Origin of the sequence: Amycolatopsis sp. NPDC005961, assembly GCF_040629235.1 — a bacterium.
GTDB classification, from domain to species: Bacteria; Actinomycetota; Actinomycetes; order Mycobacteriales; family Pseudonocardiaceae; genus Amycolatopsis; species Amycolatopsis camponoti.
Window position 1 is genome coordinate 213,892 of record NZ_JBEXVF010000003.1, and the last position, 12,278, is coordinate 226,169.

The window sequence follows — 12,278 nt, forward strand, 5'->3', positions numbered from 1 at the left end:
GCCGGGGCCCTGCCCAGGGAGGGCGGGGTCTGGTGTGGGCGGGTCTGGTGTGGGGCCCGGCGGCCGCTTCAGGCCTTGCAGCCCGGGGTGACCGCCGCCGCGGTCACCAGCTCGCGGGACTCCACCAGCGGCGCGACCGGGTCGTACGTGCCGTCGACGTCCTGCTGGGCCTGCTCCAGCGCCTTCACCGCCGGATTCTGCGAAGCGATGTCGCCCGGCTTCGCGCGGTCCAGCGCCGTCTTCGCGTCTCGGGCGCGGTCGCGGGCCGTCGCATACTTTTCGGCGAACGCCTTCCGGACCGTCTCGGCCAGCGGCACCGGGGCGGGCGGGAGCGCCGCCAGCCGGTCGACGACCTCGCCCGCGCGGTCCGCGATGCCGCCCAGCTGCTCGCTCAACGCCTGTTGCGATTCCTGGACCGAGTGCGGCTGGGACGTCGACGGCGCCGCCTCCTCGTTGGTGCGCTTGCGGTAGCCGTGGATGGCGGAGCAGAAGCCGTCCAGCCAGGCGCGCGTCGCCGGGTCGACGGCCGGCGCCGTGGTGAGCGTCGCCGGGGCCGTCACCGTCACGGTCGGCGCGGTCGGGGCCGGCGGCTCCGTGCACGCGGCCAGTAGCAGGCAGGCGCCGAGCAGTCCCAAGACGATCTTCATGGCTTCCCCTCACGCTCTGCGGGTACACGCGCGAGCCGGCCCGGCGGTTGCCTCAGGCCGCGGCGAGCGTCCCGCCCAGCGCGAGCCTGCCATCGTCGGTCAGTTCCGCGCGAGTCCACTGCCCGACGGTCACGACCGGCCCCCGCGCCGGCCGGATCAGCCCGGCCCGCGCCAGCTCGTGCGCCGTCGCCTGGTCGCAGCACGGCAACCCGTCGACCCGCAGGTCCGGCTCGCAACTGCAGGTCAGCTCGGCCCGCCCTGCGCCGACGGCCCGCAGCATCGCCAGTGCCCTTCTGTTCAGCATGGTCTTCCCCCTCCGTGGAGCTGTCCTGAAGGAGACGTGACCGCCGTCACCGAATACGCGGCTTTCGCGAGGTTCCCCCGAACGGTGCACCATGAGCCCATGACGGATTCGATCGGCGACCCGGCGGTGCGCGCGTTCATCGACGCGCTGAACGCGGGCGACCGCACAGCGTTCCGGGCCGCGCTCACCCCGGACGCGACGATGTCGGACGACGGCACGGACCGCGATCTGGCGGACTGGACGGAAAAAGAGATCTTCTCCAGCCAGGGCCGGCTCGAGGTGGAAGCCGCGGAGGACGAGGGCCGGAAGTTCGTCGCGAACTACTCGAACTCGACGTGGGGCGCGATGCGGACGCGGTGGGCGTTCACCGTTCGCGACGGCAAGGTGGCGCGCTTCGAAACGGGTCAGGCTTAGCCACCGGCGCGGTTCCCGGCCCTAGAGCCGTTCCTGCAACGCGTCCGCCGCCGCGAGCAGGTCCGCCGCCCAGCGCGCGCCCGGCTTGCGGCCGATGCGCTCGATCGGGCCCGACACCGACACCGCCGCCACGACCGTGCCCGCCGAATCGCGGACCGGCGCCGAAATGCTGGCCACGCCCGGCTCGCGTTCGGCCACGCTCTGCGCCCAGCCGCGCCGGCGCACTTCCAGCAGCGTCCGCTCGCCGAAGACCGCGTCGGCCAGGATCGTGCGCTGCGTGTGCGGATCCGCCCACGCAGCCAGCACCTTCGCTCCGGAGCCCGCCGTCATCGGCAGCCGCGAGCCCACCGGGACCGTGTCGCGCAGCCCGCTCGGCGGCTCGGCCGTCGCGACGCACACGCGCTGCACGCCGTCGCGGCGGTAGAGCTGCACGCTTTCCCCGGTGACGTCCCGCAGCTTCGGCAGCACCACGCCGGCCGCGTCGAGCAGCGGGTCCGTCGAGCCGCCGGCCAGCTCGGCCAGCGCCGTACCGGGACGCCAGCGGCCGTCGGGACCCCGGCGCAGCAGCCGATGCACCTCGAGGCCGACCGCGAGCCGGTGCGCGGTGGCCCGGGGCAGGCCCGTCCGCGTGCACAGTTCCGCCAGGCCGCAGGGGTCGTCCGCGACCGCCTGCAGGACGGCCACTGCTTTGTCCAGTACTCCGATACCGCTATGCTGTCCCACGACCCGATACTAGCGTCCCGCACTTTGGGAAGTCCAGCATCTGGGAAACCCTGAACTCGAGCTGCGCTCCTCCTTCGCGGCTCGCATTCGCCCCCGCGGTGCGCGCCCGAGTTCCGACGTCGAACCGTGGAAGGAGCCGGAGATGACCAGCCCGACCGGCAAGGCCCGCACACTGGCGGAGAAGGTGTGGGAAAGCCACCTCGTGCGCCGAGGGGAAGGCGCCGAACCGGACCTGCTCTACATCGACCTCCACCTGCTGCACGAAGTGACCAGCCCGCAGGCCTTCGACGGCCTCCGCCTGGCCGGCCGGCCGCTGCGCCGCCCCGACCTCACCATCGCGACCGAGGACCACAACGTCCCGACCGTCGACATCGAGCTCCCCATCGCCGATCCGGTCTCGCGCACGCAGGTCGACACCCTTCGCCGCAACTGCAAGGAGTTCGGTGTCCGGCTGCACCCGATGGGTGACGCCGAGCAGGGCATCGTGCACGTCATCGGCCCGCAGCTCGGCCTGACCCAGCCCGGCATGACCGTGGTCTGCGGCGACAGCCACACCTCGACGCACGGCGCGTTCGGCGCCATCGCCTTCGGCATCGGCACGTCCGAGGTCGAGCACGTCATGGCCACGCAGACGCTTCCGCTGCGCCCGTTCAAGACCATGGCGATCACGGTCGACGGCGAGCTGCGCCCCGGCGTCACGGCGAAGGACATCATCCTCGCGGTGATCGCCAAGATCGGCACCGGCGGCGGCCAGGGCTACATCCTCGAGTACCGCGGCAAGGCCATCGAGGCCCTGTCGATGGAAGCCCGGATGACCGTCTGCAACATGTCGATCGAGGCCGGCGCGCGCGCCGGGATGATCGCTCCGGACGAGACGACGTTCGCGTACCTGAAGGGCCGTCCGCACGCGCCGAGCGGCGCCGACTGGGACGCGGCGGTCGAGAACTGGCGGCAGCTGCGCACCGACGACGGCGCCGAGTTCGACGCCGAGGTGCACCTCGACGCGAGCGCGCTGACGCCGTTCGTGACCTGGGGCACCAACCCCGGCCAGGGCCTCCCGCTGGGCGCCGACGTGCCCGACCCGGAGCAGATCCCGGACGAGAACGACCGCATCGCCGCTGAAAAGGCCCTGTCCTATATGGACCTGAAGCCCGGGACGCCGCTGCGGGAGATCTCGGTGGACACCGTCTTCCTCGGCTCCTGCACCAACGGCCGGATCGAGGACCTGCGGGCCGCGGCCGAGGTGCTGCGCGGGCGGAAGGTGGCGGACTCGGTCCGCATGCTGGTGGTTCCCGGCTCCATGCGGGTCCGCAAGGCCGCCGAGGAGGAGGGCCTCGACGAGGTCTTCACCGCCGCGGGCGCGGAGTGGCGCCAGGCCGGCTGCTCGATGTGCCTGGGCATGAACCCGGACCAGCTGAAGCCGGGCGAACGCAGCGCGTCGACGTCGAACCGCAACTTCGAGGGCCGGCAGGGCAAGGGCGGCCGGACGCACCTGGTGTCGCCGCTGGTCGCCGCCGCGACGGCCGTGCGAGGCACGCTGTCGTCGCCGGAAGACCTGCTGACCGCCGCCCGCTGACCTGCTGCCGACCTCCTGAGAGGAGCTCCCACCATGGAACCGTTCACCCAGCACACCGGCGTCGGCGTCCCGCTGCGCCGGTCCAACGTGGACACCGACCAGATCATCCCGGCGGTCTACCTCAAGCGGGTGACCCGGACCGGCTTCGAGGACGGGCTGTTCGCCGCGTGGCGCGGTGACCAGGACTTCATCCTCAACACCGAGCCGTTCAAGAGCGGCAGCGTGCTGGTCGCCGGCCCGGACTTCGGCACCGGCTCGTCCCGCGAGCACGCCGTCTGGGCGCTGATGGACTACGGCTTCCGGGCCGTCATCTCCGCCCGGTTCGCCGACATCTTCCGCGGCAACTCCGGCAAGGGCGGCCTGGTGGCCGCGCAGTGCGAGCAGCACGACGTCGAGCTGCTCTGGAAGCTGCTCGAAAACGAGCCCGGCACCGAGGTCACGGTCGACCTCGAGACCAAGACCGTGCGGGCCAAGGACTTCACCGCGCCCTTCCAGATCGACGACTACGTCCGCTGGCGGTTGCTCGAAGGTCTCGACGACATCGCTCTGACGTTGCGCCATGCCGGTGAGATCGACGGCTTCGAGGCGGCCCGCCCGTCCTGGAAGCCGACGACGACGCCGGTCGCCGCGGGCTAGTTCTTCTCGGGGCGGGATTCCTTGCTTCCCAAGGGGTCCCGCCCGTCTCGACCGGCTTTCGACACGACACCAGACGGACCTCCGGCGGCGCTTTCGGGGCCGCATCGCGAGGCGGAACCCGTCCCCCGGCAAGGGAAGGATTCCGCGTCCCGTCTGGAATTTGTGCTGCCTTGGTAATACCGTGTCGCTAGTCGGCCCTCCGCGGCCGTGGACGAAGACTTCCTTCTTGGAGGACTGGAATGGCCAACAAGGCCCAGCTGATCGAGGCGCTGACGGAGCGCCTGGGCGACAAGAAGGCCGCTTCCGAGGCGGTCGACGGTCTGGTCGACATCATCATCCGGACGGTCAACAAAGGCGAAAAGGTCAACATCACCGGCTTCGGGGTGTTCGAGAAGCGCGCCCGCGCGGCGCGGACGGCCCGGAACCCGCGGACCGGCGAGGCCGTGAAGGTCAAGAAGACCAACGTGCCCGCGTTCCGCGCGGGAACCACCTTCAAGGACGTCATTTCCGGCGCGAAGAAGCTGGCCAAGGCCGCGCCGGTCAAGCGCGCGACGGCAGGTACGCGCGCATCGACGACGACGCGGGCGACGACGCCCCGCGCGGCGGCGGCGAAGCCGGCGGCCGCTCGGGCAACGGCAACGCGGACCCGCGCGACGGCGGCCAAGCCGGCGACGACAACGCGCGCGACAGCGTCGAAGGCAGCCCCGAAGACGACCACGACCCGGGCGAAGGCGGCTCCAGCCCGCTCGACTGCGGCGAAGCCGGCGGCCGCGAAGCCGACGACGGCGGCGAAGGCCACGACGACCCGGAGGACGACGGCCGCGAAGTCCACGACGGCGGCGAAGACGACAACGGCGGCGAAGCCGGCGACGGCCCGGAAGACGCCTGCTGCCAAGGCGCCTGCCGCTGCCGCCAAGACGACGGCCGCCAAGGCGCCGGCCCGGCGCACCTCGACGGCGAAGAAGAGCTGACCGCCCGAAATTGTCGGACCCCTGCGGTAACGTGAAATCGGGGGTCCCCTGGGGGGTTACCCCTGCTGGGCGTGCGACTTTCCGGTCAGGGCCCCGTGCGGTGCGCGGGGCCCTGCCACGTTTCCGGGCCCGGTGGGGAGAAGCGATCCGGCGCGGACGGCCGGTGTCCCGGGGAGCCGGGTCGCACTCGCTTACTCGCGGGGAACGGGAGTCGCTTCGCGCGCCCGAAGGTCAGCAAGCACCTCCCGAAAGCTCGCGTACGCAGAGGCTCGGCTGGCCCGCCCAGAAAGTCGGCTCGCCTGCCCGGGAGGTCGGCTCGCGTACGCAGGCGGTCGGCTTGCGTGCCCGGGCGGTCGGCTCGCGTGCGCAGGCGGTCGGCTTGCGTGCCCGGAGAGTCGGCTCGCGCCGCCCAGGAAAGTTGCCTCTTATGTCCGGGAGTTCGGCCCACCTCTCGGGAGTCGGCTCGAGCGCTCGGAGGGGGCTCGCCAACCGACTGCCCAGGTAAGCCAACCGACCCTTCGGGTACGCGAGCCGACTGGTGACCGTTCGGCTCGCGCCGGCGTTACTCACTGCCAAGATCGGCCGTCCGAACGGGACCCGTGCACCACCCGCTCGGAGCACCCGATCACCCCGGGACCGGTTCCGCCCAATTTCGCAAAGTTGCTTGAGCGCCCGGCCGAGTGATGCCACGCTGCCCTCCTCGGGGTCCGCGTCCGGCGGTGCCCCGCGGCGTGCGAACCTGGGGGCGACCACCATCGACATCCGGCTACTCGGCCCGTTCCAGGTGATCGCCGGCGGTTCGCCGGTCGTGCTGACCAGTTCCCGGCAGCGCGCGCTGCTCGCGACGCTGGCCTTGTCCGCGGGCCGCCTGGTGTCGATCGACGCGCTCGCGCGCGGCGTCTGGGGCGAGGAGCCGCCCGCGCACATCCGCGGCAGCCTGCAGACCTACGTCATGCGGCTGCGCCGGCTGTGCGGCGAAGAAACCGTCGTCACCGAACCGGACGGGTACCGGCTGGTCGTCGACCCGTCCCGGGTGGACGCCCTGCGCTTCCTCCGCACCCTCGACCAGGCCGCCGCCGCGACGGAACCCGCCCGTCGCCGGGGCCTGCTCACTGCCGCGCTCGCCGCCTGGGGCGGGGCGCCCCTCGAGGGCGTCGGTTCCCCCGCGCTGGCCGCGGAATGGGGCCCGCTGCTGACCGAGCGGTACCTCTTCGCCGTCGAGCAGCGCATCGACCTCGACGCCGGGCTCGTCCCCGATGCCCGGCTCGTCGCCGAGCTGACCGACCTCGTCGCCCAGCACCCGCTGCGGGAGTCGTTGTGGGAACGGCTGGTGCGCGTCCTGGCCCGGTCCGGCCGCCGCGCCGAAGCGCTGGCCCGCTACGCCGGGCTTCGCGCGCTGCTGGCCGACGAGCTGGGCGTCGAGCCGGGGGAGGACCTGCGCCGCCTGCACGCCGAACTGCTCACCGCCGACACCGAGCCGGCAGTGCACACTGTGCCGCGGCAACTGCCCTTCGACGTCCCCGGGTTCACCGGCCGCGGTCCCGAACTCGCCGAACTGGACCGCCTTCCGCCCGGCGGCGCGTCCGGCATCGTCGTCATCGAAGGCACCGCCGGCGTCGGGAAGACGTCGCTGGCCGTGCACTGGTCGCACCGCGTCCGCGACCGCTTCCCCGGCGGCCAGCTGTTCCTCGACCTGCGCGGCCACTCCGCAGACACGCCCGTCACCCCGGAGGCCGCCCTGGCCGGGTTCCTCCGCGCCCTCGGCGAACCGGCCGAGACGCTGCCTTCCACAGTGGAGGAACGCTCGGCGCTCCTGCGCAGCAGGCTGGCCGGCAGCCGCACGCTCATGCTGCTCGACAACGCCCGCGACGCCGACCAGGTCCGGCCGCTGCTGCCCGGCCCCGGCAACCTCGTCGTCGTGACCAGCCGCAACCAGCTGCGCGGCATCGTCGCGCGCGACGGCGCCCGCCGGATCGCCCTGCGCTCGTTCGACGACCAGGACGCGACGGCGTTGCTCGCCGGCAGCGTCGGACCGCAGCGCCTCGCCGCCGAACCCGACGCCGTCGCCGAGCTCGTCCAGCTCTGCGGCCGTCTCCCGCTCGCGCTGGCGCTGGCCGGGGAACGCGCGTCGCGGTTTTCCGGCGTGTCGCTCGCGGGGATCGTCGAGGAGCTGCGCGACCAGCGGCTGCGGCTCGACACCCTGCGCGACCCGCAGGACGCCGGCACCGACCTGCGGGCCGCGTTCTCGTGGTCGTACAAGGCGTTGCGCCCGGCCGCCGCGCGCTTCTTCCGGCTGCTGGGCCTGCACCCCGGCCACGGCTTCAGCCTGTCGTCGGCCGCCGCGCTGGCCGGGGCGGACCTGCGGGAGGCCCGCGAGCTCGCCGACCAGCTCGCCGCCGCGCACCTGCTCAACCAGCCCAGCACCGACCGCTACCAGTTCCATGACCTCCTGCGCGTCTACGCCGCCGAGCTGGTCGAAACCGAGACGACGGCGGCCGAACGCGCGGCCGCGCGGCGCGGGCTCCTCGACTGGTACCTCGCGAGCGTCGCCGAGGGGACCAAGCTCGTCCGTCCCGACCTGCTCACCGACGACATCACGCTCGGCGCCCCGCCGGTGCCCGCCGTCCGGTTCACCCAGCACGAGCAGACGATCGCCTGGTACACGACCGAGCGCACCGCCCTCACCGCGCTCGTCGGCGTCGCCGCCGAAAACGGCTTCACCGCCCACGCGTGGAAGCTCGCCTGGCTGCTGCGAGGGTTCTTCGCCGAACGCCACGACCGCGACGACTGGATCACGACCGCACGGACGGCGGTCGCGGCCACTCGCGACGCGGGCGACAACACCGGCCTGCAGTACAGCGCGAACAACCTCGGCTCGGCCTACCTGCGCACGCTCCAGCCCGACAAGGCGTTGGAAGCCTTGGAGGAGGCGCGCGCGGCATCCGAAGCGGGCGACGGCACGGCACTGGCGGTGGCGATCCTCTCCAACCTGTCCGGCGCGTACTACGTCCGGGCCGAGTACGCCGAAGCCGAGCGCTACGCCCTCCAGGCGGTTCGTCTCGCGCGCGACCACGGCCAGCGGACGTTCGTGCCGCACGCGCTGCTCAATGTGAGCGCGAGCCGCATCGGCCTGCGCAACTACGACAACGCCGCCGAAGCCGCCCAGGCGGCGCACCAGGCGTTCGCCGACCTGGGCGACCGCTACCACGCGGCGCTGGCGCTGGGAAACGTCGCCGAAGCACTCGAAGGCGCCGGGCGGCAGGACGAAGCGGAGAAGGCGGGCCTGGAAGCGCTCGCCGAGCTGAAGGAGCTGAACGCCGACTACGGCACGATCGACGTCCGGATCACGCTCGGCCGCCTGAAGCTCCGCACCGGCCGGGACGCGGAGGCGCGGGAGCATTGGGCCGAGGCGCTGACCGTCTGCCAGCGCCTCGGCGACCCGCGTATCCCGGAGATCCGGGCCCTGCTGGCGACGGTGCCGACAGACGGGCCCCCGTCCCGGGATGCGCCGTACCCCTAGCCCGGCGCAGCCCAGCGGGACCCGGATCCAGTACACCAAGATCGACTGTCACGGCGCTGTCTTGCGGCGGCGGGGGTGGCCGACGCAAAGCCGGGAAAGCCGCCAAGCGGTGGCTGTCCACATCACCGCCGGTGTGTGGACAACCGGCTCAGGAGCGGGTCGGGGAAGGGGCCGGCAGTGCGCTCGGGTGGTAGTCGGCCGCCAGCAGGACCGGGCCCTCCTCCGCCGTCGGTGGTCGGAACGACAGGACCCAGAACGAGCCTTTCTTGCTCGGGACCACGCCGCCGCGGGCGGCCGGGAGCTCTACTCCGTCGCGGTCGGCCAGGGCGCTGACCAGGTCCGGGATCACTCCGCCCTGGCTGCACACCACCGGCGTCCCGCCGTCGCCCGCGACCGCCAGCAGTCGCGCCAGGCCCAGTACCGGGTCCGGCCAGTAGCCCTCTTCCGACAGCAGCGGCTCGTGCCGCACCTCGATACCGGTGTCCTCGGCGATGCCGTGCACCGTCTGCACGCACCTCAGCCGCGGCGCCGCCAGCACGCGGTCCGGACCGTACAACGCCAGCACCCGCCGCAACGCCGATGCCTGCCGCAGCCCCGCCTCCGACAACGGCCGCAGGTCGTCGTCGCCCGTCCAGTCGTCGCGCTTGCCCGCCTTCGCGTGCCGCACCAGCACCAGCGTCGTCAGGCCCACCGGCACCTCGCAGAAAGCGCGCAGCACCCGCACGTCCTCCGGCCGCGTCAGCAGCTTCTCCGCGGCCGTCGGGTCGAGCCAGCGCAGCTCGTCGACCTCGTCGTTCACGGCGAACGCGCCGGACACCGCTTCGGCGCTGAAGTAGTCGACCGTCTTCGGGACCGTGCCGGAGCCGGTGCGCGCCGGCACCGGGTACGCCGTCCGGGTCAGGTAGCGGCCGAGGACCGCCTCGAACCCCGTCTCCTCGCGCACTTCGCGCACGGCGGCTTCGGCGGTCGTCTCGCCGGGGTCGAGCTTTCCCTTGGGCAACGACCAGTCGTCGTACCGCGGGCGGTGGACCAAGGCGACCTCGGTCGCCTTCCCGACGCCGCGCCACAGCACCGCGCCGGCCGCCCGTACCTCCTGGGTCATCCGGCGGCCCCGTGCAGCTTCGCCAGCTCCAGCTGGTGGTCACGCACGCGCGAGCCGTCGGCCGGGAACGGCGACCACTCGCCGCTCGCGGTCAGCACCCAGCACCGCGTCGCCGGGTCCAGTGCCGAGTCGAAGATGTTGTCGAGCTGCGCGGTGAGCTTCGGGTCCTTGACGCGCACCAGCGCCTCGATCCGCCGGTCCAGGTTGCGGTGCATCATGTCCGCGCTGCCGATCCAGTGCGTGCCGCCGGCGCGGAAGTTGAAGATCCGCGAGTGCTCCAGGAACCGGCCCAGGATCGACCGGACGTGGATGTTCTCGGAAAGCCCTTCGACGCCCGGCTTCAGCGTGCAGATCCCGCGCACCACGATCTCGACCGGCACCCCGGCCTGCGACGCGTGGTAGAGCGCGTCGATGATCTGCTCGTCGACCAGCGAGTTGCACTTGATCCGGATGCCGGCGTGCTGGCCGGCCCGCGCCAGTTCGATCTCTTCGCCGATCGCGCGCACGATGCCGCGGCGGATGCCGTGCGGCGACGTGAGGATCGTCCGGTAGGTGTCCTGCCGCGAGTAGCCGGTGAGGACGTTGAACAGGTCGGTGACGTCGGCGCCGATGCTCGGGTCGGCGGTGAACAGGCCGATGTCCTCGTAGAGCCGCGCGGTCTTCGGGTTGTAGTTGCCGGTGCCGATGTGGCAGTAGCGCCGGATGGTCGAGCCCTCCTGGCGCACGATCATCGACACCTTGCAGTGCGTCTTCAGCCCGACCAGGCCGTACACGACGTGCACGCCCGCGCGCTCCAGCGTCCGCGCCCAGGTGATGTTCGCCTGCTCGTCGAAGCGCGCCTTGATCTCCACCAGCGCGACGACCTGCTTGCCCGCCTCGGCGGCGTCGATCAGCGCGTCGACGATCGGGGAGTCGCCCGACGTCCGGTACAGCGTCTGCTTGATCGCGAGGACCTTCGAGTCGGCCGCCGCCTGCTCGATGAACCGCTGCACGCTCGTGGAGAACGAGTCGTACGGGTGGTGCACCAGCACGTCACCCTCGCGCAACGTCGCGAAGACGCTCTTCGGCGTCTCGCGCTCGCCGAACGCGGGGTGCGTCGCCGGCACGAACGGCCGGTCCTTCAGCTCCTTGCGGTCCACACTGGACAGCTGGTGCAGGCAGGTCAGGTCGAGCAGGCCGGGCACCTCGACGACGTCCGCCGGGTCGACGTCCAGCTCGCGCAGCAGCAGTTCGAGCATGTGCTCGCTCATGTCCTGCGCGACCTCGAGGCGCACCGGCGGGCCGAACCGGCGCTGCGCGAGCTCGCGCTCGAGGGCCTGCAGGAGGTCTTCGTCACGGTCTTCGTCGACCTCGAAGTCGGCGTTGCGGGTGACGCGGAAGACGTGGTGCTCGGTGACGTCCATCCCGGTGAACAGCTCGCCGAGGTGCGCCGCGATGAGCTCTTCGAGGGGCAGGAACGTCGCGGTCCGGCTGGTCCGCTCGGTCTCGACGCGCATCAGGCGCGGCACGTTGCTCGGCACCTTCACCCGCGCGAAGCGCTCGGTGCCGCCCTCCGGGTCGCGGACCGTGACCGCCAGGTTGAGCGAAAGGCCCGAAATGTACGGGAACGGGTGCGCCGGGTCGACGGCCAGCGGCGTCAGCACCGGGAAGATCTGCTCGGAGAAGTAGCTGGACAGCCGGAGCTGGTCGGCGCCGGAGAGGTCGGCCCAGCCGACGATGTGGATGTCGTGCTCGGCCAGCTGCGGGCGCAGGTGCTTCTCGAACGCGCCGGTCTGCCGCTCGACCAGGTCCTGGTTGCGCTTGGCGATGTAGTCGAGCTGCTCGCGCGGGGTGAGCCCGTCCGCGCTGCGCACGAGGAGGCCGGTCTCGTCGCGGCGCTTCAGGCCGGCGACGCGGACCATGTAGAACTCGTCCAGATTGGACGCGAAGATGGCGAGGAACTTCGTCCGTTCGAGCAGCGGCTGCGACTCGTCCTCGGCCAGCGCGAGCACGCGGGCGTTGAAGTCCTGCCACGAGAGCTCGCGGTTGAAGTACCGGTCATCCGGGAGCGTCTCGGTGGCTGTCGGGGCCGTGGTGACCGCGGGCGGCGCCGACGGGCCGGCGCGGAACTCCTCGCCGGGGCGCTCGCTGGCGCGGCGCCGGGGCGTGGCCGCGGCGGCGGTGCTCTTGCGGGTTCTCGGCTTCCCGGCGTTGGCACGGGCGGCGGTGTCGCGCGCGGTCGACTTCGACGGGACCTTCTTGGCGGCGGCCGGTTTGGCCGCGTTCGCCCGGGCGGTGGTGGTCTTCTTCGCCGCCTCCGAAGATCCGTCCGCCGGGTTCCGTCGCCTCCGCGGTGCGGGTGTTCCGCCGTCGTCTGTGCTCACGGCCCCCATTCTTCACTAAGCC

10 protein-coding genes are annotated in these 12,278 nt (G+C 72.4%); 5 read left to right on the top strand and 5 right to left on the bottom strand.

All coding sequences use genetic code 11. The annotated features are described in order from the left end of the window. Positions 1–68 precede the first annotated feature (68 nt). Positions 69–647 carry a hypothetical protein gene (locus ABZ342_RS04425; protein ID WP_360468654.1) on the bottom strand — a complete coding sequence of 193 codons (579 nt, stop codon included), beginning with the start codon at positions 645–647 and terminating at the stop codon, positions 69–71. A 52-nt stretch (positions 648–699) separates the two neighbouring features. Then, positions 700–951 carry a hypothetical protein gene (locus ABZ342_RS04430; protein ID WP_155545118.1) on the bottom strand — a complete coding sequence of 84 codons (252 nt, stop codon included), beginning with the start codon at positions 949–951 and terminating at the stop codon, positions 700–702. Positions 952–1,050: 99 nt separating this feature from the next. Here ABZ342_RS04430 and ABZ342_RS04435 point away from each other — a divergent pair, with 99 nt between their 5' ends. Next, positions 1,051–1,365 carry a nuclear transport factor 2 family protein gene (locus ABZ342_RS04435; protein ID WP_155545119.1) on the top strand — a complete coding sequence of 105 codons (315 nt, stop codon included), beginning with the start codon at positions 1,051–1,053 and terminating at the stop codon, positions 1,363–1,365. A 21-nt stretch (positions 1,366–1,386) separates the two neighbouring features. On the opposite strand, the gene ABZ342_RS04440 is transcribed toward ABZ342_RS04435, so the two are convergent. Beyond that, positions 1,387–2,088 carry an IclR family transcriptional regulator gene (locus ABZ342_RS04440; RefSeq protein WP_051183801.1) on the bottom strand — a complete coding sequence of 234 codons (702 nt, stop codon included), beginning with the start codon at positions 2,086–2,088 and terminating at the stop codon, positions 1,387–1,389. 142 nt (positions 2,089–2,230) lie between these two features. Here ABZ342_RS04440 and leuC point away from each other — a divergent pair, with 142 nt between their 5' ends. The 4 genes from leuC (at position 2,231) to ABZ342_RS04460 (ending at position 8,791) form a co-directional block, all read left to right on the top strand. Continuing rightward, complete coding sequence (gene leuC, locus ABZ342_RS04445) at positions 2,231–3,664, top strand: 3-isopropylmalate dehydratase large subunit (RefSeq protein ID WP_360468657.1); 1,434 nt, start codon at positions 2,231–2,233, stop codon at positions 3,662–3,664. Positions 3,665–3,697: 33 nt separating this feature from the next. Next, positions 3,698–4,300, top strand: a complete 603-nt coding sequence (gene leuD, locus ABZ342_RS04450) for a 3-isopropylmalate dehydratase small subunit (protein ID WP_155545121.1) — start codon at positions 3,698–3,700, stop codon at positions 4,298–4,300. A gap of 239 nt (positions 4,301–4,539) precedes the next feature. Then, positions 4,540–5,271 carry an HU family DNA-binding protein gene (locus ABZ342_RS04455; RefSeq protein WP_360468659.1) on the top strand — a complete coding sequence of 244 codons (732 nt, stop codon included), beginning with the start codon at positions 4,540–4,542 and terminating at the stop codon, positions 5,269–5,271. Positions 5,272–5,935: 664 nt separating this feature from the next. Next, positions 5,936–8,791, top strand: coding sequence for a BTAD domain-containing putative transcriptional regulator (locus tag ABZ342_RS04460; protein WP_360468661.1), 2,856 nt, complete (start codon positions 5,936–5,938; stop codon positions 8,789–8,791). A gap of 148 nt (positions 8,792–8,939) precedes the next feature. Here ABZ342_RS04460 and ABZ342_RS04465 read toward each other — a convergent pair whose 3' ends face one another. Together ABZ342_RS04465 and ABZ342_RS04470 are read right to left on the bottom strand one after the other, a co-directional pair. Further along, positions 8,940–9,893: an NUDIX hydrolase gene (locus ABZ342_RS04465; RefSeq protein ID WP_360468663.1), complete on the bottom strand. Its 954-nt coding sequence runs from the start codon at positions 9,891–9,893 to the stop codon at positions 8,940–8,942. Continuing rightward, positions 9,890–12,265: an RNA degradosome polyphosphate kinase gene (locus ABZ342_RS04470; protein WP_196425504.1), complete on the bottom strand. Its 2,376-nt coding sequence runs from the start codon at positions 12,263–12,265 to the stop codon at positions 9,890–9,892. Before ABZ342_RS04470 ends, ABZ342_RS04465 begins: the two co-directional genes overlap by 4 nt. Between the last annotated feature and the right edge of the window lie 13 nt (positions 12,266–12,278).

Coding starts and splice junctions, on each gene's coding strand:
- ABZ342_RS04425 (WP_360468654.1), bottom strand. CDS start 647: ATGAAGATCGTCTTGGGACTGCTCGGCGCCTGCCTGCTACTGGCCGCG.
- ABZ342_RS04430 (WP_155545118.1), bottom strand. CDS start 951: ATGCTGAACAGAAGGGCACTGGCGATGCTGCGGGCCGTCGGCGCAGGG.
- ABZ342_RS04435 (WP_155545119.1), top strand. CDS start 1,051: ATGACGGATTCGATCGGCGACCCGGCGGTGCGCGCGTTCATCGACGCG.
- leuC (WP_360468657.1), top strand. CDS start 2,231: ATGACCAGCCCGACCGGCAAGGCCCGCACACTGGCGGAGAAGGTGTGG.
- leuD (WP_155545121.1), top strand. CDS start 3,698: ATGGAACCGTTCACCCAGCACACCGGCGTCGGCGTCCCGCTGCGCCGG.
- ABZ342_RS04455 (WP_360468659.1), top strand. CDS start 4,540: ATGGCCAACAAGGCCCAGCTGATCGAGGCGCTGACGGAGCGCCTGGGC.
- ABZ342_RS04465 (WP_360468663.1), bottom strand. CDS start 9,893: ATGACCCAGGAGGTACGGGCGGCCGGCGCGGTGCTGTGGCGCGGCGTC.
- ABZ342_RS04470 (WP_196425504.1), bottom strand. CDS start 12,265: ATGGGGGCCGTGAGCACAGACGACGGCGGAACACCCGCACCGCGGAGG.